We start from the raw sequence: 24,741 nt of genomic DNA, 5'->3' as shown, positions 1-24,741 counted from the left end.
CGGATCCGACTCCCTCGGGAAACCAGACTTCGGTTGTCAGGTATCGGTGACACGGTGGAGCCCATGAACCCACCACTGACCGGAACTGTCGCCCTCGTCGCGGGCGCGACCCGCGGCGCCGGCCGGCAGATCGCCGTCCAGCTCGGCGCCGCCGGCGCCACCGTCTACGCCACCGGCCGCACCACCCGGGACCGCCGCTCCGAGATGGGCCGGCCGGAGACCATCGAGGAGACCGCCGAACTGGTCACCGCCGCCGGCGGCACCGGCATCGCGGTCGCCGTCGACCACCTCGACCCCGAGCAGGTACGCGCGCTGGTCGAGCGGATCGACGCCGAGCAGGGCCGCCTCGACGTGCTGGTCAACGACATCTGGGGCGCCGACCCGCTGATCACCTGGGAGAAGCCGGTCTGGGAACAGCCGCTCGACGCCGGCTTCCGGACGCTGCGGCTGGCCGTCGACACCCACATCATCACCAGCCACTTCGCGCTGCCGCTGCTGATCCGCAGGCCGGGCGGGCTGGTCGTCGAGATCGGCGACGGCACCAAGGCGTACAACGACGCGACCTACCGGCTGTCCGTCTTCTACGACCTGGCGAAGGTCTCGGTGAACCGGCTCGGCTTCACCCAGGCGCACGAGCTGGCCCCGCACGGCGGCACCGCCGTCGCGCTCACCCCCGGCTGGCTGCGCTCCGAGGCGATGCTGGAGCACTTCGGCGTCACCGAGGCGAACTGGCGCGACGGCGCGAGGACCGACCCGCACTTCGTCATGTCCGAGACGCCGGCGTTCGTCGGGCGAGCGGTGGTCGCGCTGGCCGCCGACCCGGACCGGCACCGCTGGAACGGCCAGTCGTTGGACAGCGGCGGCCTGGCCCAGGAGTACGGCTTCACCGACCTCGACGGCACCCGCCCGCACTGGGCCCGCTACCACGACGAGGTGGTCGCGCCGGGCAAGCCGGCCGACGACTCCGGTTACCGCTGACCGGTGTCGGGCGGCGGGACATCGGTCAACGCCGACCGGTGTCGTCGGCGTAGAGCGCCGCCGCGCGGCGGGCCGCCTCGGCGAACCGCGCCCGTAGCTCCGGCGGGTCCAGCACCTCCGCCTCGGGGCCGAGCGCCAGCAGCTGGGCGTACGCCACGTCGACCGACTCGACGGGCAGCCGGAGCACCAGCCGGCCCTGCCCGTCGGGTCGGCCGGCGGCGGCGACCGCCTCGGTGTAGACGAACGCCGCGTCCACCGCGTGCCGCAGCAGCCGCAGGCCGACCGGGCCGAGCCGCACGGTGACCCGCTCCCGCAACAGCTCGCGCAGGAACGCGCCGGCCTGCTCCCGCCAGTACGCCCCGAGGTCGAAGCGCTCGTCCCGGTCGAACCCGTCCGCGCCCTCCTCGACGTCGACCACCCGGTCCACCCGGTACGTCCGCCACGCCTCACCGACCCGGCCGACCAGATACCAGACCCCGTTCTTCAGCACCAACCCGTACGGCGCGACGGTGCGACCCACCTCCCGATCGCCGCGCCGGTAACGCAGCTCCACCATCCGGTCCCGCCACACCGCCCGGGCCAGCTCGGCCAGCAGAGGTGGTGGCGCGGACTCCCGGAACCAGCCCGGCACGTCCAGGTGGAACCGCTGGCCGGTACGCGCCGGCGCGTCCCGCAGGCTCGGCGGCAGCGCGGCCAGCACCTTCAACTCGGCGGCGGCCACCGCGTCGGCCAGTCCCATGTCGCCGGCCGGTCCCGGCAACCCGGCCAGGAACAGCGCCTCCGCCTCGTCGCGGCTCAACCCGGTCAGCCGGGTCCGGTAGCCGCCGAGCAGCCGGTAGCCGCCGGCCCGGCCCCGGTCGGCGTAGACCGGCACCCCGGCGGCGGAGAGCGCCAGCACGTCCCGGTAGACGGTGCGCTCGGACACCTCCAGCTCGCGGGCCAGTTCGCCGGCGGTCATCGTCTCCCGGGACTGGAGCAGAAGCACCAACGAGATCAGCCGCGACGCACGCACCCCCCCATTGTGCGTGCGTGGGCCCACTAGGCTGTGCCGTCGTGAACGCCTCCCGTACCGTCGCGCCCGTCACCGGCGCGGTCGGCCGCTTCCTCGGCGGCGCCGGCCTGCTGCTGCGCGGCTTCGGCATGTACGTCCGCAGCCCGAAACTGATGCTGCTCGGCGTGGTGCCGGCGCTGATCTCCGGCGCGCTCTACCTGGCGCTGTTCGCCACGCTGATCTACTTCGTGGACGACCTGGCCGCCTGGCTCACCCCGTTCGCCGACGACTGGTCGACGACCCCGCGCGGCCTGCTGCGGGTCGCCGCCGGGCTGGCCGTCGTCGGGGTGGCCGCGCTGGTCGGGGTGCTCACCTTCACCGCCGTGACGCTCGCCGTCGGCGACCCGTTCTACGAGGCCATCTCCGAGCGGGTCGAGGACCGCCTCGGCGGCACCCCGGGCAAGGTGGACGTGCCGTTCTGGGCCTCGCTGCGGCGCAGCATCGTCGACTCGTTGCGCCTGGTGGCCATCTCCGCGCTGATCGGCGTACCCCTCTTCGCGGCCGGTTTCATCCCGCTGGTGGGCCAGACGGTGGTGCCGGTGGTCGGTGCCGCAGTGGGTGGCTGGTTCCTGGCCCTGGAACTGGTCGGCGCGCCGTTCTACCGGCGCGGGATGCGGCTGCCGGACCGGCGGGCCCGGCTGCGGGCCGACCGGCCGACCGCCCTCGGGTTCGGGGTGGCGGTCTTCCTGTGCTTCCTGATCCCGCTCGGCGCGGTGCTGGTCATGCCGGCCGCCGTCGCCGGGGCCGCCCTGCTGGCCCGCCGGTCGCTGGGCCAGCACGTCGAGGAGCGATGAGATGGACACCGTGCTGATCGAGGGCGACATCACCGCCCAGCAGGTCGACGCGATCGTCAACGCGGCGAACTCGTCGCTGCTCGGCGGCGGGGGAGTGGACGGCGCGATCCACCGCCGGGGCGGCCCGGCGATCCTGGCGGAGTGCCGGGCGCTGCGCGCCTCCCGCTACGGGCGGGGGCTGCCGACCGGGCAGGCGGTCGCCACCACGGCCGGCGACCTGCCGGCGCGCTGGGTGGTGCACACCGTCGGGCCGGTCTTCTCGCCCCGCGAGGACCGGTCCGCGCTGCTGCGCGACTGCTACGCCACCAGCCTGCGGATCGCCGACGAGCTGGGCGCGCCCCGGATCGCGTTCCCGCTGATCTCGGCCGGGATCTACGGCTGGCCGGTCGAGGACGCGGTGGCGCAGGCGTTGACCGTGCTGCACGCCGCCACCCCGACGCACCTGGTCGAGGCGCGGCTGGTGCTGTTCGGCGCGGACACCTACGCGACGGCGGTGCGGGTCGCCGCCGGGCGGCTCAGCTGAGCGTGCGCCGGCACGACCACTGGCTGTCCACCGGCCGGTAGCCGAGGGCCGCGTTGATCGCCAGCATCGGCGCGTTCGCCTCGTCGTTCGAGGTGTACGCGGTGCGTACCCCACGCGCCGCCGCGAGGTGCAGCGCGGCCTGCTTGGTCAGCCGCCCCAACCCCCGCCCCCGGTGGGCGGCGAGCGTGCCGGTGAAGTCCGACCACATCCGGTCGCCGTCCCGCTTCACCAGGCTCAGCGAGACCAGCTCGCCGTCGATCTCGGCGACGGTGCTGGCGTCCCGGTCCAGCCCCAGGTTCTCCCAGCACTCGTGCAGCCAGAGGTCGTAGCCGAGGGCGTCGACCGGCACGTCGCCCGGCTCGTCCCGGGCCGACTCGGAGTCCACCCGGTAGACCCGGTGCGGGTCGAGCCCGGCGATCGGCAGCAGCCGTACGCCCGGGGGCGGCTCCGGCATCGGCGGGGCCGGGTCCAGGTCGAGCGCGGAGTAGCGCAGCTCGCGGCTGGGCGTGAAGCCGTGCCGCTGCGCGAACGGCAGCGACTCGGTGCGGGCATGGGTGAGGACCCGCGTCGACCCGAGCGTGCGCAGGTGGTCGAGCGCGGTGTCGAGCAGCGCGGTGCCGACGCCCCGACCGCGATGGTCGGGGTGGACGTGCAGGGTGGCGAGCTCGCCCACCCCGGGCGTCGAGGTCTGCGTGTTGCGGTACGCCGACACCCAGCCGACCACCTGCCCGTCCGCCTCGGCGACCCAGGCCGCCCAGTCCTCGCCGGGCGGCGGCTGGCCGATCATCCGGCGGGTCGACTCGACGCCCCGGACCAGGTAGGGAAAGACCACCGCGCGCAGCGCCACCACGGCGGGCGCGTCGTCGGGGCGGGCGCGACGGATCTCGGCTTCACTCATCGGCGCGACCCTAGCCACTCCGGTGCCGGCCGCGCGAGCGGTTAAGCGGGGCCCCCGCCTATGCAGAATGCGTTAAGCGGGGGCCCCGCCTTACGCCGAATCGCGGAGGACGAGCTCGGTGGGGAGCATCAGGGCCTGCTCGACGTGCTCGCCGGCGGTGATCCGCAGCAGTTGGCGGGTCATCGCCCGGCCCAGTTCCACTATCGGCTGCCGCACGGTGGTCAGCGGCGGCTCGGTGTAGGCGGCGGTCTCGATGTCGTCGAACCCGATCACCGCGACGTCCTCGGGCACCCGCCGCCCGGCCTCGCGCAGCGCCCGCAGGGCGGCGTGCGCCATCAGGTCGGAGGCGGCGAACACCGCGTCCAGCTCCGGGTCGGCGGCGAGCAGTTCGCGGATCGCGGCGGTGCCGGACTCCCGGGTGAAGTCGCCGTACGCGACCAGTTCCGGCAGCCCGGCGCCGGTGAGCGCGGTGCGGTAGCCGATCAGCCGCTCGATGCCGGCCACCATGTCCTGCGGCCCGGCGATGGTGGCGATGCGCCGCCGCCCGGCGGCGATCAGGTGCTGCACCGCCGTGGTCACGCCGCCGGTGTGGTCGACGTCGACGTACGGCACCTCGGCGCCGTCCAGCGGCCGGCCGCTGCACACCACCGGGATGCCGAGCCGGGCCAGCCGGCCGGGCAGCGGGTCCTCGCCGTGCAGCGAGGCGAAGAGCACGCCGTCGACGTGCCGTCCGGTGGTGTACCGCTCGACCCGTTCGTGCCCGGCCGGGGAGCCGGCCAGCATCAGCACGAGCTGCTTGTCGGCCGCCTCCAGTTCCTGGGCGGCGCCGCGGATGATGCCGGGGAACACCTGGTCGTCGGAGAAGACCCGGGTGGCCGCCTCGGGCAGGACCAGCGCGACCGAGTCGGTGCGCTGGGTGACCAGGCTACGGGCGGCGAGGTTCGGGACGTACCCGAGTTCCTCGACCGCCCGGCGGACCGCCTGCTGGATCGACTCGGCGACCGTGGTCGAGCCGTTGACCACCCGGGAGACCGTGGCCCGGGAGACGCCGGCCCGCCGGGCCACCGCCTCCAGGGTCGGTCGATGTGCCGTCGTCATCCCCGTAACCACCACCTCGTCACAGCCCGTTCCGGGCGATCACCTCCTGGTACCAGCGGGCGCTCTGCTTGGGCGTGCGCCGCTGGGTCAGGTAGTCGACGTGGACGATCCCGAACCGCTTCCGGTATCCCTCGGCCCATTCGAAGTTGTCCAGCAACGACCATACGAGATAACCACGTAGGTCGACCCCGCGGGCGATGGCCTCGTGCGCGGCGCGCAGGTGGCCGTCGAGGTAGGCGGTCCGGTCGGCGTCGGCCACCCGGCCCGTGGAGTCCCGGCCGGCGTCCGGGAAGGCGCCGCCGTTCTCGGTGATGAACAACGGCAGGCCGGGGTGGTCGGCGGCCACCCGCTCCAGCAGCCGGGTCAGCCCGGCCGGCTCGATCGTCCAGCCCATGTCGGTGACCGGCTCGGTCGCCGGCAGGAACTCGACCGCGCCCTCGGTGCCCGGGTAGGCGCTGCCGCCCGCGCCGTCCGCCCGCCCGGCGACGTAGGTGGGCGAGTAGTAGTTCAGCCCGAGCAGGTCCAGCGGCGCGGCGATGACCTTCTCGTCGCCGTCCCGGACGAAGTCGGTCGCCACCATCCGCTCGACGTGCGCCAGCACGTCCGCCGGGTAGCCGGCGCCGGTCAGCGGGTCCAGGAAGATCCGGTTGTGCAGGCCGTCGACCAGGCGCACCGCCTCGGCGTCCGCGGCGCTGCCGGCGTCCGCCGGCTGCACGTCGGCCAGGTTGAGCGTGATCCCCAGCGTCTCCGCGCCGGCCGCGCGCAGCGCCCGCGCCGCGAGGCCGTGGCCGAGCAGCAGATGGTGTACGGCCCGGAACGCGTCCCCGGCGTCGCGCCGGCCGGGCGCGTGCACCCCGTTGCCGTAGCCGAGGTAGGCCGAGCACCACGGCTCGTTGAGCGTGGTCCAGGTGCGGACCCGGTCGCCGAGGCAGCGGTGCACCGCCACCGCGTAGTCGGCGAAGTGTTCGGCGGTGTCCCGGACGGTCCAGCCGCCCCGGTCCTCCAGCGCCTGCGGCAGGTCCCAGTGGTAGAGCGTGACGATCGGGTCGATGCCGTGCTCCAGCAGCGCGTCGGTCAGCCGGTCGTAGAAGTCCAGCCCGCGCGGCTCGACCGGGCCGGTGCCGTCCGGCCGGATCCGGGGCCAGGCCACCGAGAACCGGTAGGCCCGCAACCCCAGTTCGGCCATCAGCGCGACGTCCTCGGCGTACCGGTGGTAGTGGTCGCAGGCGACGTCGCCGCTGTGGCCCTGGAACACCGCACCCGGCGTACGGCTGAAGGTGTCCCAGACCGACGGGCCGCGACCGTCCTCGCGGGCGGCGCCCTCGATCTGGTACGCGGCGGTGGCCGCCCCCCAGACGAAGCCCTCGGGGAAACGGAGATCCGTCATGCCTTCACCGCACCTTCCATGATCCCGCCGATGATCTGGCGGCCGAACAGGACGAACACCAGCAGCAGCGGCAGCGTGGCGATGGCCGTTCCGGTGAACACCTGGGACATGTCCTGGTAGTACCCGTCGGAGAGGGCCCGCAGCGAGAGCTGCACGGTCGGGTTCTCCGGATCGTTGAGCACCGCGTACGGCCAGAGGAAGTCGTTCCAGGTGGTCATGAACGTGAGCAGGCCGAGCACGGCGGCGGCCGGGCGCAGCGCGGGCAGCACCACGTTCCAGTAGATCCGGGCGGTGTTGCAGCCGTCCATCCGGGCCGCCTCGATCAGTTCGGTGCTGACCGCCTGGCCGGCGTACTGGCGCATCATGAACACGCCGAAACCGGTGACCAGCGCCGGCACGATCACGGCGGGCAGCCGGTCGTTCCAGTTCAGCTTCGTCATCAGCAGGTAGAGCGGGATGACGCCGAGCTGGGTGGGGACCATCATGGTGGCGACGATCGCCAGCAGCAGCCCGTTGCGGCCGCGGAAGCGCAGTTTGGCGAACGCGAACCCGGCGAGGGTGGAGAAGAAGACCACCGAGAACGTCACGGTGACGGCCACGATCGCCGAGTTGATCAGCCCGGTGAGGAAGTAGGCGTCGGTGTTGTCGAACAGCCGGGCGATGTTGGCGCCCAGGTTGCCGCCGGGGGTGAGCGGCGGCGGGACCTGACCCATGGCGTCGCTGGTGCGGCTGGCCACCACGAACATCCAGTAGATCGGGAAGACCGACAGCAGCGCGGAGATGGCCAGGGCCAGGTAGGTGAGCCGGCTGGCGGACCAGACGCGGGTCATCGGGAGACCTCCTTGTGGGCGCCGCCGCCGAGCCGGCGCAGGAGCAGGACGTTTATCGCCGCGACCACCGCGATCAGTGCGAAGAGCAGCCAGGCGATGGCCGAGCCGTAGCCGAAGTTGTAGTGCGGCGCGAACGCGTTCTCGAACATGTACATGGTCACCGTCTGCGACTCGCGCAGTGGTCCGCCCCGGATCGCGTTGGTGCCGGAGTTGAACATCCGTGGCTCGGTGAAGAGCTGGAGGCCGCCGATGGTGGAGATGATGACCGCGAAGATGATCGTCGGCTTGAGCAGCGGCACGGTGATGGACCAGAACTGCCGGGACCGGCCGGCGCCGTCGATCGACGCCGACTCGTACAGGTCGCGGGGGATGGCCTGCATGGCGGCCAGGAAGATCAGCGCGTTGTAGCCGGTCCACCGCCAGTCGACCATGGTGGAGATGGCCGTCCAGGCGGCGAACCTGTTCGCCTTCCAGTCGATCGCGCTCACCCCGACGTGGTCGAGCAGCCAGTTGATCATGCCGAAGTCGCGGCCGAACAGCACCGCGAACACGATCGCCACGGCGGCGGTGGAGGTGACGTTCGGGACCAGCACGGCCATCCGCCAGGTGGTGCGGGCGCGCAGCTGGCGGTTGAGCAGGTTGGCCAGCCAGAGCGCGGCCAGGAGCTGCGGAATCGTGGAGATGACGAAGATGCCGAGGGTGTTGACCACGGAGTGCCAGAAGTCCGGGTCGGCGAGCAGTTGGCTGTAGTTGTCGAGGCCGATGAACGGGTGCTCGGCGCCGAGCAGGTCCCAGTCGTGCAGCGACACCCAGAACGTGTACGCCAGCGGGTAGGCCCCGAAGACGCCGAACAGCAGGAAGAACGGGGCGATGTAGAGGTAGGGCGAGTACTTCGTGTCGAACCGGCTGAGCCGGGCGCCCGGGACGGGGCGGCTGTGCCGGGGGGCCGGTGCGACCGGCGGGCGGGCGTCGAGCTGGACGGCCATGACCTGAGAACTCCTTTCCGCCGTGCGGGCGGCGCCCGTCGCCGGGCCCGCCCGCACGCGCTGCTCGGGTTACTTGGCGGCGGCCTTCTCGGCGTTGGACACCGCGTCGGTCCAGCCCTGCTGCGGGGAGCGCTTGCCCAGCTCCACGGTGCGTACGGCGTTCTCCACCTCGGTGCGGACGGCCTGGTTCTTCGGGCCCATGTAGACCGGCTTCAGGTTCTTGGCGCCCTCGGCGAAGATCTTGCCGACCGGGGCCTCGGAGAAGTAGGCGTTCTTCGAGTCGACGATCGCCGGGTCGGCCAGCGCCTGCGGGGACGAGGGCAGCGGGCCCTTGAGCTTGAACGCGCCGATCTGGCCCTTGGCACTGGTCAGGAACTTGGCCAGCTCGATCGCCTCGGCCTGGTGCTTGCTCTGCTTCGGCACGGCGAGGAAGGAGCCGCCCCAGTTTCCGCCGTCGCCGGGGATCTGGGCGATGTCCCACTTGCCCTTGGCGCCGGGGCCGGCGTTGCCCTCGATCACCCCGGTCATCCAGGCCGGGCAGGCGATGGTCGCGAACTTCGACTGCTTGAACGCGGAGACCCACTCCTCGGACCAGGAGCCGTACTTGCCGGAGAGGCCGGAGTCGATGATGTCCATGGTGGTGTCGTACGCCTGCCGTACCGCCGGGTTGCTGCCCACGACCAGGTTGTTGTCGGTGTCGTAGTAGCTGTAGCCGCTGGTGTTGCCGGCGGTCTGGAGCAGGATGGTGTTGAACGTGTTGGTCGCGGCGTCCAGGAACGCGGCGCCGGTCTTCTTCGCGGTGAACTGCTCGCCGACCTTGACGTAGTCGGTCCAGGTGGGCCAGAGCTTGGACACGGCCTCCCGGTCGGTGGGCAGGCCGGCCTTGGCGAACAGGTCCTTGCGGTAGCACATCGCCATGCCACCGACATCGGTGCCGAGGCCGATGAGCTGCTTGCCGTCGGCGGTGAGGCCCTGGTTCCACTTCCAGTCGAGGAAGTTGCCCTTGAGGTCGGCCGCGCCGTGGTCGAGCAGGTTGACGAAGTTCTGCGGGTTGGCCTTGTACTCGACCAGCAGCCCCTCCTCGATGGCGACCACGTCGCCGGCGCCCTTGCCGGCGGCGAGCCACTGGGTGAGCTTCGGCGAGTACTCGTCGAGGTTGCTGCCGGTGCCCCGCTCGACGATCTTCACGCCGGGGTGGCTGGCCATGTACTCCTGGTAGAGATCCGCGTAACCGAACTGACCGAAGACGTCGACGGTGAGCGTGACCGGCCCGTCGGCGGCGGCCTCGTCGTCGCCGCCGCCGCAGCCGGTGGTGCCGAGCAGTGCGGTGGCGGCGACCAGGGCCACCGCCGCGAGTCGACGGCGCGTGAAGGTGAGCATGCTGTCCTGACCTCTCGGGGTCGTAACGGGTGGTGGAAGGCGGTTCCGGTACTTAGAGAGCGCTCTCTCGACAGCCTGCTGGGTGGCCCGGGACCGTGTCAAGAGAGCGCTCTCAGAGCGTCCGAAAAAAGCGGAGAGGGGCGATCAACGCCCCTCTCCGCCCGGTATCGGGTGCTGTGTCAGCCCACCCGCAGCCCGTTCAGCAGGCTCCGGTCACCGGCCACACCCAGCGCGTCGAAGCTGATCCGGCCCATCAACGACAGCAGCAGGTCGCTGGCCGTACCGGTCACCTGCGCCCGGGCCCGGTGGTCGTCGTGGTCCAGGATCGTCGCGGTGTCCAGCAACGCCACCCCCTCGCCCCGCAGCCGCAGATACCACTCCTGGGCGGCGTCGGTCGCGGTCAACTGGACCACCCCGTGCCACGGGCCGGAGTTGACCCGCCGGCCCGCGGGCAGCCAGGTGTCCAGCACCTCGCTCACCCCGTCGGCCGCGAGCTTGGACTCGATCGGGTCGCCCGCGCCGATGGCGAGCTGAGCGTCCCAGCGGTGCACCGCGGTCTCGTGCGCCACCCGGCGCGGCCAGAAACCGGCCTTCTTCGGCTGCGGGGCGAAGTTCCAGGCCGGCGTCTCCGGGTCCAGGCCGTCCAGGAGCGCGGTGAGCCGCTCGTACTCCTGCGCGTACCACTGGGCCGGGGTGAGACCGGCCGGCGGCTCCGGGTCGTGCCGCTCCGGGCGGGTGGTGGCGCCGGCGGTCAGCACGGTGCCCACCCAGACGTAGGTCCGGGTCAGGTGATGGGCCAGGTCGGTGACCGTCCAGCCGGGACAGGACAGCACCGGTGTCTCCGGAGGCGCCTCCGTCACGGCCGCGGCGAACGCCGGACCCTCCGTCCGCAACGCGCCGATCCAGAAGTCCTTCGTGTGGTGCAGTCTGCTCATCGCCATCCTCCCGGGGGTGACCGGGCCACCAGTGGGTGCCGCGGCTAGCCCTCAGCCTAGGGTGAAAGGCGTGTCAGACGTCTACGCCGAACCGACGACCGCCACCGGACCGACCGACCCGGGCACCCTGGCGCGCTACACCACCCTACGCCTCGGCGGCCCGGCCGGCCGGCTGGAGATCGCCGACGACGCCGCCGGGATCGTCCGCAAGGTGCAGGAGGCGGAGGCCCGCGAACAGGCCGTGCTGGTGCTGGCCGGCGGCAGCAACGTGGTGATCGGTGACCAGGGCTTCCCGGGCACCGTCGTGCTCGTCCGCTCGCGGGGCTTCGAGGTCGTCGCCACCGACGGCGACACCCTGACGGTACGGGTGGCCGCCGGCGAGCCGTGGGACGAGCTGGTCGCCGCCACCGTCGAACGCGGCTGGGCGGGGCTGGAATGTCTCTCCGGCATCCCCGGCTCGGCCGGCGCGACGCCGATCCAGAACGTCGGCGCGTACGGCCAGGAGGTCGCCGAGACGATCGTCGCGGTCGAGGCGTACGACCGCACGCACCGCGAGGTGGTCCGGATCCCGGCCGCGGACTGCGGGTTCGCCTACCGGGGCAGCGTCTTCAAGTACAGCGACCGCTGGGTGGTGCTCTCGGTCGACTTCCGGCTCACCCGCTCGCCGCTCTCCGGCCCGGTCCGCTACGCCGAACTGGCCCGCGCGCTCGGCGTCGAGGTCGGTGACCGGGTGCCGCTCGCCGACGCCCGGGCCACCGTGCGCAAGCTGCGCGCCGGCAAGGGCATGGTGCTCGACGCGGCCGACCCGGACACCTGGTCGGTGGGCTCGTTCTTCACCAACCCGGTGCTCGACCGCGAGGCGTACGAGCTGCTCCGGGAGCGCGCCGCCGACCTCGGCGAGCCGCCGCACTGGCCGGGCGCCGGCGACGTGGTGAAGGTCAGCGCGGCCTGGCTGATCGACAAGGCCGGCTTCGGCAAGGGCTACGCCGGCCCGGAGGGCGTGGCCATCTCCACCAAGCACACGCTCGCGCTCACCAACCGGTCCGGCACCGCCAGCACCGCCGCCCTGGTGACCCTGGCCCGGGAGATCCGCGACGGCGTGCACGCCCGCTTCGGCGTTCCCCTCCACCCCGAACCCGTCCTGGTCAACTGCACCATCTGACCCCCACCCCACCCCACCCCGCCCCCGCCCCCGCAACGCGTCGATCTTGCACTTTCGGCCCCGACAATCCTCGCCAATGCCGCATGTCAGGGGCCGCAACTGCAAGATCGCCGGGCCGGGGCGGGCCGGGGCGGGCCGGGCCGGGGCTGGGCGGGGTGGGCCGGGCCGGGGCTGGGCGGGGTGGGCCGGGCCGGGGCAGGGCGGGGGTCAGGTGGGGGCTACGGCGGGCCAGGGGAGGGTCAGGTAGCCGTGGCGCCAGGCGCTCGGGCGGTCGAGGACCGGCCAGCCCGACTCCTTGAGCGCCGTCACCGCGTGCAGCCAGCGCTGGCGGGGGCCGAACGGGGCGTAGCCGGCGGCGGAGCGCCAGGCGTGCGCCAGCGCGTCGAGCAGCTCGTGCACGCGCTCACCGGGGACGTTGCGGTGGATCAGCGCCTTCGGCAGCCGCTCGGCGAGCGCGGCCGGGCTCTCCAGCGTGGTCAGCTTCGCGGCCAGGGTGAGCGTGCGCGGGCCGGCGGCGTCCACCAGCACCCAGGCGCCGAGCCGACCCAGCTCGTCGCAGGTGCCCTCGACCAGCAGTCCGCCGGGCGCCAGCCGGCCGGTGATGGTGCGCCAGGCGTCGGCGACCTCGCCCTCGTCGTACTGGCGCAGCACGTTGCACGCCCGGACCAGGGCGGGACGCAGCCCGGCCAGCTCGAAGCCGCCCCGGGCGAACGTCAACCCGGGCGGGTCGGCGGCCGGCTGGGCGGCGGCCACGCGTACCGGATCGATCTCCAGCCCGACCACCCGCACGTCGGCGCGGACCCCGGCCACGAGCCGGCTCCGCAGCTCGACCGGGGTGACCGGGCTGGCGCCGTAACCCAGGTCCACCACGAGCGGGTCGGCGGCGGCGCGCAGCGCGCCGCCGCAGGCCGTGACGATCCAGTTGTCCACCCGCCGGAGCCGGTTGGGGTTCGTCGTGCCGCGGGTGACGACGCCCTGGGGCTTCATCAGCTCTGCCGGTGCACCTTGTGCTGGGCGGCCTGGGCCAGCGGCCGGACCACGAGCTGGTCCACGTTGACGTGGTGCGGGCGGGTGGCGCACCAGGCGACGCAGTCGGCCACGTCGTCGGCGACCAGCGGTTCGGCCACCCCGGCGTAGACCGCCTCGGCCCGGTCCGCGTCGCCGCCGAAGCGGACCAGCCCGAACTCCTCGGTCTTCACCATGCCCGGGTCGATCTCGACCACCCGGACCGGCCGGCCGGACAGCTCCAGGCGGAGCGTGCCGGCGATCGCGGTCTGCGCGTGCTTGGCCGCCGTGTAACCACCGCCGCCCTCGTAGACGACGTGCCCGGCGGTCGAGCTGACGATCACCACGGTGCCGGCCCCGGAACGCTCCAGCGCGGGCAGCAGCGCCTTGGTGACCCGCAGCGTGCCGAGCACGTTGACGTCGTACATCCACTGCCAGTCGCCGACGTCGGCCGACTCGACGGGGTCCAGGCCGCGCGCGCCGCCGGCGTTGTTCACCAGCAGGGTGACCGGGCCGGGCGCGGCGTCCGCCGCGGCGGCCAGGGCGGCGACCGACTCCTCCGAGGTCACGTCGCAGGCCACTGCGGTGGCCGCGCCGCCGGCCGCCTCGATCTCGGCGACCAGCGCGGCCAACCGGTCGGTACGCCGCGCCGCGGCGAGCACGTGGAAACCCTCGGCGGCCAGCCGGCGGGCGGTGGCCGCGCCGATCCCGCTGGACGCTCCGGTGACGATGGCGACTGAGGTCATCCGGACATTCTGCCCCGCCGTCCCGCGTCCCGCCGCGATGAGGTCCGTCACGCCGGGGAACCCGCCGCAGGCATTTCCGAACCCCGATGGGGAAGATGACACCCGGCGTGCGGGTTGACCCGAGAGGCGCCGGTCGTGCGGGACGGCATCAACCGTGACAGAGGGAGCGGACGTGGCGGATGTGCACACCGGTGTCGGTCGTCAGCGAGGTGCCCTGCCGTGGCCCCGGCCGCGCCGTATCGCCACCCTCTCGGTGCACACCTCGCCGCTGCACCAGCCCGGCACCGGCGACGCGGGTGGCATGAACGTCTACATCCTGGAGGTCGCCCGGCGACTGGCCGAGGCCGACGTCGAGGTGGAGATCTTCACCCGGGCCACCTCCGGTGACCTGCCCCCGGTGGTCGAGATGGCGCCCGGGGTGACCGTCCGGCACGTCACGGCCGGCCCGCTGGAGGGCCTGACGAAGGAGGAGCTGCCCGGTCAGCTCTGCGCCTTCACCGCCGGCGTGCTGCGCGCCGAGGCGGCCCGCCCGCCCGGCCACTACGACCTGATCCACTCGCACTACTGGCTCTCCGGCCAGGTCGGCTGGCTGGCCAAGGAGCGCTGGGGCGTGCCGCTGGTGCACACCGCGCACACCCTGGCCAAGGTCAAGAACGCCCGGCTCGCCGCCGGCGACCGGCCCGAGCCGAAGGCCCGGGTGATCGGCGAGGAGCAGGTGGTCGCCGAGGCCGACCGGCTGGTCGCCAACACCCGGGTGGAGGCCCGCGACCTGCTCGACCGGTACGCGGCCGACCCCGGCCGGGTCGCCGTGGTGGAGCCCGGCGTGGACCTGGACCGGTTCCGCCCCGCGCGCGGTGACCGGGAGTCGGCGATGCGCGCCGCCCGTCGCCGCCTCGGCCTGCCGGCGCGCGGCTACGTGGTCGCGTTCGTCGGCCGGATCCAGCCGCTCAAGGCCCCGGACGTGCTGGTCCGCGCCGTCGCCGCGCTGCGGCAACAGGACCCCGCGCTCGCCGACGAGTTGACCGTGGTGATCTGCGGCGGCCCGAGCGGCAGCGGGCTGGACCGGCCCACCGCGCTGATGGAACTGGCCCACTCGCTCGGCGTGGCCGACCGGATCCGCTTCCTCCCGCCGCAGACCGGCGCGGACCTGCCCGCCCTCTACCGCGCCGCCGACCTGGTCGCCGTGCCCTCGCACAACGAGTCGTTCGGGCTGGTCGCGCTGGAGGCGCAGGCCTGCGGCACGCCGGTGCTGGCTGCCGCCGTGGGCGGCCTGGTCACCGCCGTCCGCGACGGCGTCAGCGGGATGCTCATCGACGGGCACGACCCGGTCGACTGGGCCCGGGCACTGGCCGGCCTGCTTCCCGAGCGGAGGCGTCGGGCCGCCCTGGCCGTCGGCGCCGAGCGGCACGCCCGCGACTTCTCCTGGCACCGGACCGTGTCCGGGCTGCTGGCGGTCTACGGCAACGCGATCACCGAGCATCGGGCCCGGCTGGCCGGCCGGCTCGGCGACCCGGCGCTCGCCTGTTCCTGGTGACACACCGCCGCCCGGCAGCCCGCGTGGGGCGACCGTAGAGTGGGTGCGATGAGCCGTACGAGTGAGGTCGCCGCGCTGATCGAGGCCGTCTGCGCGGAGCGCGAGCTTCAGTGGGAGTCCACCGGCGAGGCGTCGTACGCGGTGACCCTGCCGGGCACGCACAAGCTCAAGACGATCTGCAACCTGATCGTCGGGGAGCACGCGTTGCGGATCGAGGCGTTCGTGATGCGCCAGCCTGACGAGCGTCGCGAGGAGCTGTGGACCTGGCTGCTCCAACGCAACGCGCGGATGTACGGCGTCTCGTTCTCCATCGACGCGGCCGGCGACGTCTACCTGACCGGCCGGGTCAACCTGGCCGGGCTCGACGCCGACGAGTTGGACCGCCTCTTCGGTTCCGTGCTCACCTACGCCGACGAGTCGTTCGACAGCATGCTGGAGATCGGCTTCGGCACCGCGATCCGGCGGGAGTGGGAGTGGCGGGTGAAGCGGGGCGAGTCGACCGCCAACCTGGCCGCGTTCGCGCACCTCTTCGAGCCCTCGGCGCCGGCCGGCTCGACCGCCGGAGGTTCGGAGCCCTCCTGACGGGTATGCCGCACCGCGCGGTGCGGAGCACTGGGACCCACCGCGGGCCGAGGACGGACTGTCGAGGAGCGTGTCCCATGGCTCAGCGCAACAGCTCAGGTCGCGGCACGACTGCGACCCGGACGAAGCGGCAAACCGGTAACCAGACCCCGAACACCCCGACGGTGTCGGAGTCCCAGATCTCCCGGATGAAGGTCGACGACATCCGGGGCCAGCTCCGCCGGCGCGGGGTCTCCGGGACCTCCGCGCTGCGGAAGCCGGAGCTGGTGAAGACGCTCGCGCGCACCATGCGCGCGGAGGGGCGCGGCGGCGCGGCGCGGCGGAGCACCGGCCCGGCCGGCCGGCCGTCCGCCACCCGCCGGTCCACCGCCGCGAAGAAGACCACGGCGGCGCGGAAGAGCACCGCGGCGAAGCGGGCCGCGTCGCCGCCGGCCAAGTCCGCGCCGGCCGCGCGGGCCACCGGGGCCAGGGCCAAGGCGACGGGTACGCGCAAGGCGGCCCCCGCGCGGGCGAAGGCCACGTCGTCGCGGGCCAGGGCGATCCCGGCGCGGGCGAAGGCCGCCCCGGCTCGCGCCAAGGCGGCGCCCGCACGGGCGAAGGCCACTCGCGCCAAGGCTTCGCCCGCGCGCGCGAGGAGCGCACCCGCGCGGGCGAAGGCCGCTCCGGCTCGGGCGAAGGCGGCGCCTGCGCGGGCGAAGGCCACATCGGCTCGGGCGAAGGCGGCACCGGCTCGCGCCAAGGCCGTGCGGGCGACGGCGACGGCGGCACCGAGCAGGGCGTCCGCTCGCGCGCAGGCGGCGCCGACGCGCGGGCCCGCGTCCAGCCGGTCCATCGGGTCGTCCCAGCTCATCACGTCACTCGCGGATCGCCCGGAGCGTCCGGGTCGCAGTCTGGTGACCCGCAACCACGAGGTGATCCAGCGCTGGGCCCGGGCCCGGGGCGCGAAGCCGGCCACCATCGCCGGCACCGAGCGGGGCGACCGGCCCGGGGTGCTGACCTTCAACATGCCGGGTTACCGGGAGAGCAGCCGGATCCGCGAGGTCACCTGGGACGACTGGTTCCGCACGTTCGACTCGCGTCGGCTGAACCTGATCTACCAGGAGCAGCTGCGCGACGGCCGGCAGAGCAACTTCTTCCGGACCGAGAACCCGAATCGCGAGGACGGCTGAGGTTTACGGGAATGGTCGCCGGGAACCCGACGTTGGCCATCGCGGAGACCGCAGCAGGGACAGCCGGATTCCCGACACGGATGCTGTGACGGGTAAGACAGCGATCTGGGTTGAATCCGGAATCCGGGCGAACTAACTTTATTGCACCGCGTCACGCTTGTTTACGTTCGGGGGAGCGGCGGATCGATCAGATCCGCGCAAGCGAGACGCGAGGATCGGGTGGAGCACACCGTTGGGGGACGGTGCCGCCCGTGGTAACCGGCGGCGCGAGCGGGCGACGCTTACGGGGGTGAGTGTCGCCCGCCGCCGCCGGGCGTACGGTACGAGCGCCCATCTCGACGGGGGTCGAGGTGGGCGCTCTGCCGTTCTCACCGGCGGACCTCCTCCGGCCGCCGGGCCGCGGCCCGCAACGCGGCGACCCGGCGTTCCCGTGGCCCGCCGGCGAGCAGGTGCCCGGCCGCGGCGCACAGGCCCAGCCCACCCACCACCAGCCAGTGCCGCTCGCCGAGGTGCTCCAGACTGAGCCCGCCGAGCGCGGGCGCCACGAAGGACGCCGCCGGGAACGTCAGGTAGAACACCGACTGGTAGCGGGCCCGCAGTTCCGGCGGGGCCAGATCCGCGTTGATCTGGGCGTTCGGCGGGGCGGCGAGCATCTGCCCGACCGTCCAGACCACCGCCGCGCCGAGATAGAGCGGCAACCCGTCGGCGACGGTCAGCGTGCCGAACCCGAGCGCCATCAGCCCGGTGGAGACGGCCAGCACCGTCGACTTCCGGTACGGCTCGATCAGCTTCGGCACGAAGAGCTGCCCGGCCACGATCAGTGCCCCGCCGAGCGCCACCACCAGCCCGTACGCGGTCGGGCGCAGGCCGTCCGCGCGCATCGCCAGCGGCATGATCGTCGACGTCTGCATGGTCAGCACGGCGAGCAGGAAGGTCAGCCCGACGAAGGCGAGGAAGGTGCGATCGGTCAGCGCCGTGTGCAGCCCGGGCCGCCGGCCCAGCACCGCCCGTGGGGTCACCGCCCGGCGGTCGAGCGTCTCCGGCACCTTGAGCGCGATGACCACGGCCGCGGTCAGGGTGGCCCCGGCGTCGACCAGGAACAGCGCCAGGAAGCTGGCCTCGGCGAGCACCCCGGCCAGTAGCGAGGCGACGGCCATGCCCAGGTTGAACGCCCAGAACTGGAGGTTGAACGCGCGGGACCGGCGGGCCTCCGGCACCACGTCCACGATGGCCGCCACGAACGCCGGGCCGGGCATCGAGTGCGCCACCCCGACCAGCGCCGCCAGCGCGGCGATCACCGCGAGGTGTCGGCTGAACGCCAGCGCCGCCATCAGCCCGGCCGCCGCGAGGTGGGCGGCGAGCAACGTGGACCGCCGGCCCCACCGGTCGGCGAGCACGCCGCCGAGCAGCGTGCCACCGGCACCGCCGATCCCGTACGCGCCGACGACCAGGCCGGCCAGCGACGGCGAGGCGCCCCGCGCGGAGGTCAGGTAGAGCGACAGGAACAGCAGCGCGAACGCGCCGGCCCGGTTGACCAGCAGCCCCGACCAGAGGTACCAGAAGGTGGCGGGCAGTCCGCCGGCCGTGTCGTCCCACCAGCGCCGCAGGCCGCGCACCCGTCCTCCAGGAAGGTTTCCTTACCGATAGGCCCCCGGTACCGTACCCAGCCGGTCGGCGTACTCAGGAACCGACCCGGACCTGCTCGGCGGGTGACGCGGCCGCGGCCTCGGCCGCCTCGGGCGCCGGGGTGCGGGCCAGGGTGACCGGCGCGATCGGGGCGCCGGCGGCGCGGAGCTGGGTGGCGCGCCGCTCCCGGGCCGGGCCGGAGACCAGGTGCGCCACCGCCGTCACGGCGCCGATCCCCGCGCAGGCCAGCCACAGCTCGGTGTTGCCGCCGTGCTCGCGGAGCAGGCCGCCGAGGATCGGCGCGGAGGCGCCGGCGAGCTGCCAGGACAGCGAGAACACGCCCTGGTAGCGGCCGCGCAGTGCGGCCGGCGACAACTCGGCGATCAGGGTGGCGTTGGAGGGCGAGTTGAGCATCTCGCCGACCGTCCAGATCAGCACGGTGAGGCCGTAGAGCCAGATCGTGTCGGCGAACGCGGTGAGGCCGAACCCGACCCCCATGATCAGCGCGGCGAGCGCCAGCACGTGCGACCGGCTCCGGCCACGGATGAGCCGGGGTACGAAGAGCTGCCCGATCACGATGAGCACGCCGTTGAGCGCGATCACCGAGCCGTAGGTGGCCGGGCTGAGCCCGGAGTCGACCATGGCGATCGGCAGCATCGAGATGTGCTGGAGGAAGACCAGCGCGGCGAACAGGTTGAGCGCCACGAAGCCGAGGAACACCCGGTCGCGCAGGATGGTGCGCAGCGCTCCGGCCGGTGCCGCCGCGCCCTTGTCGGCCGGTGCGGCCGGCCGGTTCAGGGTCTCCCGGACCCGGGTGAAGATGATCAGCGCGGTGACCAGCGTGGTGGCCGCGTCCACCAGGAACAGCAGCAGGTAGCCGGCCTCGGCGGCGAGGCCGGCCAGCACGGCGGCGCAGGCGAAGCCGAGGTTGATCGCCCAGTAGTTGAGCGAGAACGCGCGGAGCCGGTCCTTCTCCGGCACCACGTCGATCATCATCGCGCCGAAGGCCGGGCGGGCCGCCTCGGCGAACATGCCGAGCAGCAGCGCGCCCGCCGCCACCGCCCAGAGCGGCCGGGCCAGGCCGAGCGCGACCATCATGGTGGCCGCGCCGAGGTGCGCGGTGAGCAGCGTGGGTCGCCGGCCCCAGCGGTCGGTGAGGGTGCCGCCGACCGTGGTGCCGACCGCGCCGCCGACCCCCCAGAGCCCGATCACCAGGCCGGCCTGCGCGGCCGAGAAGCCCCGTTCCCGGGTCAGATAGATGGCGAGGAAGATCAGGACGAACGAGCCGAGCCGGTTGATCAGCGTGCCGGTCCAGAGGTACCAGAAGGAACGCGGCAGCCCGCCCGCCGTGTCCCGGAGCCAACCCCGCACCGTCCGCATCCCGACGCCCCCCGTTCGGTAATGACCGATCAATCTCGGACGCCTTACAACCTAGTGCCGGGTCGGAGTGCCGGTCATCCGCATTTCCACGTGGTGGTCGTCACCACAGGTCCCCGCGTGTCCGCCCGGCCGGTACGGCAGGATGATCCGCATGACTGCGAGCGAAGGACCCACCGTCGGGACGCTGGTCCTGCTGCGGCACGGCGAGAGCGACTGGAACGCCAAGAACCTCTTCACCGGCTGGGTCGACGTCGACCTGACCGCCAAGGGCGAGACCGAGGCGCGGCGCGGCGGCGGGCTGCTCCGCGAGCACGGCCTGCTGCCGGACGTGGTGCACACCAGCGTGATGCGCCGGGCGATCCGCACCGCCGAGCTGGCGCTGAACGCCGCCGACCGGCACTGGATCGCGGTGCGCCGGTCCTGGCGGCTCAACGAGCGCCACTACGGCGCCCTCCAGGGCAAGAACAAGAAGCAGACCCTCGACGAGTACGGCGAGGAGCAGTTCATGCTCTGGCGCCGGTCGTACGACACGCCGCCGCCGCCGATCGACGACAACGACGAGTGGTCGCAGGTCGGCGACCCCCGGTACGCGCTGCTGCCGACCGAGCTGATGCCGCGCACCGAGTGCCTCAAGGACGTCGTCGAGCGGATGCTGCCCTACTGGTACGACTCGATCGTGCCGGACATCCTGGCCGGCCGGACGGTGCTGGTGGCGGCGCACGGCAACTCGCTGCGCGCGCTGGTCAAGCACCTCGACCAGATCTCCGACGAGGCGATCGCCAAGCTGAACATCCCGACCGGCATCCCGCTGCGCTACGACCTGGACGCCGACCTGCGCCCCCAGGTCCTGGGCGGCACCTACCTCGACCCCGAGGCGGCCAAGGCGGCTGCCGCCGCCGTCGCCAACCAGGGCCGCTGATGTAAGGCGGGGCCCCTTTTTAACGCCTCCGGTAGAGGAGGGGCCCCTTCTTAACACTCCCCTGTTAAGAAGGGGCCCCTCCTTCCCCCCGGTGGGTCAGGCCGACGGGGCGCCGGTGATCAGGTAGACCACGTGCTCGCCGGCATTCACCGCGTGGTCGGCGAAACGCTCGTAGAAGCGGCCCAGCAGGGTGGCGTCGATCGCGGTCTCCACCCCGTACGGCCAGTCGTCGCCGAGCAGCACGCCGAAGAGGCTCTTGTGCAGGTCGTCCATCGCGTCGTCGTCCCGGTCCAGCTCGGCGGCGACGTCGGCGTCGGGCTTGGCCAGCACCGCGCCGATCTTCTCCGCCATCCGGTCGGCGATGCCGGCCATGTCGGTGAAGACCGGCCGCAGTTCGGCCGGCACCGCCGGCGAGGGGTGCCGGCGCAACGCCGTCTTCGCCACGTGGTCGGCCAGGTCGCCCATCCGCTCCAGGTCGGCGGCGACGTGCAGGGCCGTGATCATGGCGCGCAGGTCGGAGGCGACCGGTGCCTGCCGGGCCAGCAGGTCGCAGACCCGCTCCTCCACGTGCTTGTACAGCTCGTCGATCTCGGCGTCCCGCGCGATCACCGTCTCGGCCGCCGCGCGGTCGGCGGTGAGCAGCCCTCTGGTGGCCTGCCGCATGGCCGCGCGCACCGCCTCGGCCATGTCCACCAGCAGTTGGCTGACAATCTGCAGGTCGGCCCGGAACTCGTCGCGCATCGTCACTTCCTGGGGTCGGTGGCCGTTGCCCGGTACGGGGTACGGCGTGAGCAGGTGCGCGCCCCACGGTAGGCCGGACGGCCGGCACCAGGGTGAACGCGGATGAACGACGCGGGACCCGTGGGTGAACATTCCCGGAAGCGAGAGTGGTTCGTCCCTTTGTGACCGATCCCTGGGTTAACAATGACCCTACGATCGCCGGGTGGAATGGGCGGTGGCCATCGCGGTGGCCGTGGCGCTGGTGACCGGACTGGTCGCCGGGTCGATGCTGTCCGGGCCGGTAGGGGAGTGGCGGCGCCGCCGGGCGTCGCGGGGCGGCGGGACCTCCCGTCGTGACGCAGGGAGGCCGACGATTCCGGACGAAGCGCAGGGGGGCCTATCCGGGCTCGGCCGCAAGACGATCGACTCGTTGCGCGCCGGCGTGGTGGTGCTCGACTCCGACGACGTGCCCGTGCTGGTGAACCCGGCCGCCCGGGCGATGGGCCTGCTCCGGGCCGGGGCGGCGCCGGGCGCGATCGCGGCGCACCCGCTGATCCGTACCCTCGCCGGTCAGGTCCGCCGCACGGGCGTGCGTCGCGAGATCGAGCTCGACCTGCCCCGGGGTCGCGACAGCGCCGGTGACAACCCGCTCGGCGTGCACCTGCGGGCCATGGGGCTGGGTGCCGGCTATGTCTCGATCGAGGCGGTCGACGTCACCGAGTCGCACCGCCTGGCCCGGGTGCGCCGGGACTTCGTGGCCAACGTCAGCCACGAGCTGAAGACCCCGATCGGCGCCCTGCAACTGCTCGCCGAGGCGCTGGTGGACGCCACCGAACCGACCGGTGACGGCGCGCCCGACCTGTCCGAGGACCTGGTCGCCGCACGGCGCTTCGCCGAGCGGATCCAGCACGAGTCGACCCGGCTCGGGCGGCTGGTGCAGGAACTGCTGGAACTCACCCGGCTCCAGGGCGCCGAGCCGCAGCCCGCACCCGAACCCGTCTCCGTGGACTGGGTGCTCGCCGAGGTGGTCGACCGGACCCGCACCGCGGCCACCGCCCGCCGGGTGGAGATCGTCGTGGGCGGGCAGCGGGGCCTGACCGTGTACGGCAGTGACAGTCAACTCGCCACCGCGGTGGCGAACCTGGTGGAGAACGCGGTCACCTACTCGGCCGAGGACACCACGGTCCGGGTGACCGTGCGGGGCGCCGACGAGCACGTCGAGATCGCGGTGGCCGACCAGGGCATCGGCATCGCCCCGAACGAGGTCGACCGGATCTTCGAGCGCTTCTACCGCGCCGACCAGGCCCGCTCGCGCTCGACCGGCGGCACCGGCCTGGGGCTGGCCATCGTCAAACACATCGCCAGCAACCATGGCGGCCGGGTGGATGTGTCGAGCACTCTTGGTGGTGGGTCGACGTTCACCCTCCGGCTGCCTGCCCGCCCCCCGGACGACCTGGAGGCGACACTCGCCTCCGCTGGGATCGAGGCCGGCCCGGCCGAGCTCCGGCAGGTCTGACCACAGGAAAGGAAACACCCGTTGAGCCGCGTACTGGTGGTCGAGGACGAGGAGTCGTTCTCCGACGCCCTGTCCTACATGCTCCGCAAGGAGGGGTTCGAGGTCTCCGTCGCCGCGACCGGCACCTCCGCCCTCACCGAGTTCGACCGGACCGGCGCGGACATCGTGCTGCTCGACCTGATGCTGCCGGAGATGTCGGGCACCGAGGTGTGCCGACAGCTCCGCCAGCGGTCGCACGTCCCGATCATCATGGTCACCGCCCGGGACAGCGAGATCGACAAGGTGGTCGGCCTGGAGATCGGGGCCGACGACTACGTGACGAAGCCGTACTCCCCGCGTGAGCTGGTCGCCCGGATCCGGGCGGTGCTGCGCCGGCAGACCAGCGAGGCGAACGAGACGGGCGCGCCGACCCTGGCCGCCGGCCCGGTCCGGATGGACATCGAACGGCACGTGGTGACCGTCGACGGCGCCGGGGTCCAGCTCCCGCTCAAGGAGTTCGAGCTGCTGGAGCTGCTGCTGCGCAACGCCGGCCGGGTGCTCACCCGGGGCCAGCTCATCGACCGGGTCTGGGGCGCCGACTACGTGGGCGACACCAAGACGCTGGACGTGCACGTGAAGCGGCTGCGCTCGAAGATCGAGCCGGAGCCGTCCGCGCCGCGCTACATCGTCACGGTGCGAGGCCTGGGCTACAAGTTCGAGCCGTGACCGCCCCGCGCGTCAGGAGGGGCCCCTTGTTAACGCTTTCTGCATAGGGGCCCCCTCCTGGCCGGGCCGTCATCGATCTTGGACTTGTGGCACTTCCGATAATGGTCGAAATCTGACATATCTTGGCACCGCAACTTCAAGATCGACGAAGTTACGGGGTTGGGCGGGGCACGGGATGCGCCGACTGGGCCCGGTGTCCGGTTCGGCGGTGGTGGGCGGCACGCTGACGGCGGAATCGTCGGCGGGGGCGGGGCGTTGTAACCCGGTGAACGACCGAGGAAGGCAAGCCCCGCGTCCCCGGCCCCCGAGGGAATGACGGTGGCCGCCCGGTCGTTACACCCACTCCCGGCGCCGCGACGCGAGCAGCCGGATCCCCAGTCTTCTGAGCGCCTGACGGTGCCCCCGCACCCCGTCCCCCCGACGGGGGTGCGTCGACCCCCGAATGGAGCCCTCACCATGAACGCGATCCTGCGTAAGAGCATTCTCGGTGTTGCTGGTCTGGCCTTCACCGGTGGTGTGTTCGCCGGTCCGATCGCCGCGCACGCCGACACCCCCGCCCACACCGCCACCAAGCCCGTCGCGGTGGCGAGCGTGCAGGGTGAGCAGTCCACCATCGCGCTCAACGACGAGCAGACCGCCAACGTCAAGGCGATCATCGCCGCGACGAAGAAGGCCGGCCTGCCCGAGCGCGCCGCGATCGTCTCGATCGCCACCGCCCTGCAGGAGTCGAAGCTGGAGAACCTGGGCCACCTCGGCGACCGCAATGACCACGACTCGCTGGGCCTGTTCCAGCAGCGCCCCTCCAGCGGTTGGGGCA

Annotated in this window: 23 protein-coding genes and 2 pseudogenes; 11 read left to right on the top strand and 14 right to left on the bottom strand. The window is 73.0% G+C overall.

Annotated elements, in window-relative coordinates; translation table 11 throughout:
* Positions 1-63 precede the first annotated feature (63 nt).
* Complete coding sequence (locus GA0070213_RS24820) at positions 64-978, top strand: SDR family oxidoreductase (RefSeq protein ID WP_091069708.1); 915 nt, start codon at positions 64-66, stop codon at positions 976-978.
* Between the two features lie 25 nt (positions 979-1,003).
* On the opposite strand, the gene GA0070213_RS24815 is transcribed toward GA0070213_RS24820, so the two are convergent.
* The gene (locus GA0070213_RS24815; protein WP_091069704.1) at positions 1,004-1,990 is read right to left on the bottom strand and encodes a helix-turn-helix transcriptional regulator; all 987 of its coding nucleotides are present in this window, start codon (positions 1,988-1,990) and stop codon (positions 1,004-1,006) included.
* A 41-nt stretch (positions 1,991-2,031) separates the two neighbouring features.
* Here GA0070213_RS24815 and GA0070213_RS24810 point away from each other — a divergent pair, with 41 nt between their 5' ends.
* On the top strand, positions 2,032-2,823 hold the full coding sequence (locus tag GA0070213_RS24810) for an EI24 domain-containing protein (protein ID WP_091069701.1): 792 nt from the start codon (positions 2,032-2,034) through the stop codon (positions 2,821-2,823).
* A gap of 1 nt (position 2,824) precedes the next feature.
* A complete protein-coding gene (locus GA0070213_RS24805) occupies positions 2,825-3,346 on the top strand; it encodes an O-acetyl-ADP-ribose deacetylase (protein WP_091069698.1) in 522 nt (173 codons plus the stop codon).
* Here GA0070213_RS24805 and GA0070213_RS24800 read toward each other — a convergent pair.
* The 7 genes from GA0070213_RS24800 to GA0070213_RS24770 all read right to left on the bottom strand — a co-directional run bounded on the left by GA0070213_RS24800 (position 3,339) and on the right by GA0070213_RS24770 (position 10,860).
* Positions 3,339-4,244 (bottom strand): GNAT family N-acetyltransferase, encoded by a 906-nt coding sequence (locus GA0070213_RS24800; RefSeq protein ID WP_091069696.1) that lies wholly within the window; start codon positions 4,242-4,244, stop codon positions 3,339-3,341. The two genes, GA0070213_RS24805 and GA0070213_RS24800, sit on opposite strands and share 8 nt — an antisense overlap.
* Before the next feature lie 90 nt (positions 4,245-4,334).
* Entirely contained in the window at positions 4,335-5,342 is a 1,008-nt protein-coding gene (locus tag GA0070213_RS24795; RefSeq protein WP_091069694.1) for a LacI family DNA-binding transcriptional regulator, read from the bottom strand.
* Positions 5,343-5,361: 19 nt separating this feature from the next.
* Positions 5,362-6,729: a GH1 family beta-glucosidase gene (locus GA0070213_RS24790; protein WP_091069691.1), complete on the bottom strand. Its 1,368-nt coding sequence runs from the start codon at positions 6,727-6,729 to the stop codon at positions 5,362-5,364.
* Positions 6,726-7,559: a carbohydrate ABC transporter permease gene (locus GA0070213_RS24785; RefSeq protein WP_091069689.1), complete on the bottom strand. Its 834-nt coding sequence runs from the start codon at positions 7,557-7,559 to the stop codon at positions 6,726-6,728. Before GA0070213_RS24785 ends, GA0070213_RS24790 begins: the two co-directional genes overlap by 4 nt.
* Positions 7,556-8,545 carry a carbohydrate ABC transporter permease gene (locus GA0070213_RS24780; RefSeq protein ID WP_091069686.1) on the bottom strand — a complete coding sequence of 330 codons (990 nt, stop codon included), beginning with the start codon at positions 8,543-8,545 and terminating at the stop codon, positions 7,556-7,558. The genes GA0070213_RS24785 and GA0070213_RS24780 overlap by 4 nt, the downstream gene beginning before the upstream one ends.
* Positions 8,546-8,614: 69 nt before the next feature.
* The gene (locus tag GA0070213_RS24775; protein WP_091069684.1) at positions 8,615-9,925 is read right to left on the bottom strand and encodes an ABC transporter substrate-binding protein; all 1,311 of its coding nucleotides are present in this window, start codon (positions 9,923-9,925) and stop codon (positions 8,615-8,617) included.
* A 179-nt stretch (positions 9,926-10,104) separates the two neighbouring features.
* Positions 10,105-10,860: a maleylpyruvate isomerase family mycothiol-dependent enzyme gene (locus tag GA0070213_RS24770; RefSeq protein WP_091069681.1), complete on the bottom strand. Its 756-nt coding sequence runs from the start codon at positions 10,858-10,860 to the stop codon at positions 10,105-10,107.
* A gap of 70 nt (positions 10,861-10,930) precedes the next feature.
* Between GA0070213_RS24770 and GA0070213_RS24765 the strand changes: the two genes are divergently transcribed.
* Positions 10,931-12,022 carry a UDP-N-acetylmuramate dehydrogenase gene (locus tag GA0070213_RS24765; RefSeq protein WP_091069679.1) on the top strand — a complete coding sequence of 364 codons (1,092 nt, stop codon included), beginning with the start codon at positions 10,931-10,933 and terminating at the stop codon, positions 12,020-12,022.
* A 207-nt stretch (positions 12,023-12,229) separates the two neighbouring features.
* Here the strand turns inward: GA0070213_RS24765 and GA0070213_RS24760 are convergent, their stop codons facing one another.
* Positions 12,230-13,009 (bottom strand): class I SAM-dependent methyltransferase, encoded by a 780-nt coding sequence (locus GA0070213_RS24760; RefSeq protein WP_175441478.1) that lies wholly within the window; start codon positions 13,007-13,009, stop codon positions 12,230-12,232.
* The gene (locus GA0070213_RS24755; protein ID WP_091069677.1) at positions 13,009-13,773 is read right to left on the bottom strand and encodes an SDR family NAD(P)-dependent oxidoreductase; all 765 of its coding nucleotides are present in this window, start codon (positions 13,771-13,773) and stop codon (positions 13,009-13,011) included. The genes GA0070213_RS24760 and GA0070213_RS24755 overlap by 1 nt, the downstream gene beginning before the upstream one ends.
* Positions 13,774-13,945: 172 nt before the next feature.
* Between GA0070213_RS24755 and mshA the strand changes: the two genes are divergently transcribed.
* Positions 13,946-15,307: a D-inositol-3-phosphate glycosyltransferase gene (gene mshA, locus GA0070213_RS24750; RefSeq protein WP_091069676.1), complete on the top strand. Its 1,362-nt coding sequence runs from the start codon at positions 13,946-13,948 to the stop codon at positions 15,305-15,307.
* Between the two features lie 48 nt (positions 15,308-15,355).
* On the top strand, positions 15,356-15,889 hold the full coding sequence (locus GA0070213_RS24745; protein ID WP_091069673.1) for a type III secretion system chaperone family protein: 534 nt from the start codon (positions 15,356-15,358) through the stop codon (positions 15,887-15,889).
* Positions 15,890-15,971: 82 nt separating this feature from the next.
* Here GA0070213_RS24745 and GA0070213_RS32820 read toward each other — a convergent pair whose 3' ends face one another.
* The gene (locus tag GA0070213_RS32820; protein WP_245716539.1) at positions 15,972-16,739 is read right to left on the bottom strand and encodes a hypothetical protein; all 768 of its coding nucleotides are present in this window, start codon (positions 16,737-16,739) and stop codon (positions 15,972-15,974) included.
* Here GA0070213_RS32820 and GA0070213_RS32815 point away from each other — a divergent pair.
* Positions 16,699-17,058 (top strand): annotated as a pseudogene (locus GA0070213_RS32815) (hypothetical protein); the annotation flags it as partial. The gene GA0070213_RS32820 and the pseudogene GA0070213_RS32815 overlap by 41 nt on opposite strands.
* Before the next feature lie 368 nt (positions 17,059-17,426).
* Here the strand turns inward: GA0070213_RS32815 and GA0070213_RS24735 are convergent.
* Entirely contained in the window at positions 17,427-18,674 is a 1,248-nt protein-coding gene (locus GA0070213_RS24735; RefSeq protein WP_091069668.1) for an MFS transporter, read from the bottom strand.
* 64 nt (positions 18,675-18,738) lie between these two features.
* Positions 18,739-20,064: an MDR family MFS transporter gene (locus GA0070213_RS24730; RefSeq protein WP_091069665.1), complete on the bottom strand. Its 1,326-nt coding sequence runs from the start codon at positions 20,062-20,064 to the stop codon at positions 18,739-18,741.
* Positions 20,065-20,215: 151 nt separating this feature from the next.
* Here GA0070213_RS24730 and GA0070213_RS24725 point away from each other — a divergent pair, with 151 nt between their 5' ends.
* Positions 20,216-20,983 (top strand): phosphoglyceromutase, encoded by a 768-nt coding sequence (locus tag GA0070213_RS24725; RefSeq protein WP_091069663.1) that lies wholly within the window; start codon positions 20,216-20,218, stop codon positions 20,981-20,983.
* A 96-nt stretch (positions 20,984-21,079) separates the two neighbouring features.
* Here GA0070213_RS24725 and phoU read toward each other — a convergent pair whose 3' ends face one another.
* Positions 21,080-21,724 carry a phosphate signaling complex protein PhoU gene (gene phoU / locus GA0070213_RS24720; protein ID WP_091070064.1) on the bottom strand — a complete coding sequence of 215 codons (645 nt, stop codon included), beginning with the start codon at positions 21,722-21,724 and terminating at the stop codon, positions 21,080-21,082.
* A 202-nt stretch (positions 21,725-21,926) separates the two neighbouring features.
* Here phoU and GA0070213_RS24715 point away from each other — a divergent pair, with 202 nt between their 5' ends.
* The 3 genes and pseudogenes from GA0070213_RS24715 to GA0070213_RS24705 all read left to right on the top strand — a co-directional run.
* Positions 21,927-23,219: a sensor histidine kinase gene (locus GA0070213_RS24715; protein ID WP_425412862.1), complete on the top strand. Its 1,293-nt coding sequence runs from the start codon at positions 21,927-21,929 to the stop codon at positions 23,217-23,219.
* A gap of 21 nt (positions 23,220-23,240) precedes the next feature.
* Complete coding sequence (locus tag GA0070213_RS24710; protein ID WP_091069660.1) at positions 23,241-23,924, top strand: response regulator transcription factor; 684 nt, start codon at positions 23,241-23,243, stop codon at positions 23,922-23,924.
* A gap of 456 nt (positions 23,925-24,380) precedes the next feature.
* Positions 24,381-24,741 (top strand): annotated as a pseudogene (locus GA0070213_RS24705) (hypothetical protein); the annotation flags it as partial.

It is taken from the genome of Micromonospora humi, assembly GCF_900090105.1.
GTDB lineage: Bacteria > Actinomycetota > Actinomycetes > Mycobacteriales > Micromonosporaceae > Micromonospora > Micromonospora humi.
Note: the sequence above shows the minus strand (reverse complement) of the source record. Positions and strands in the feature narration are given on the sequence as shown.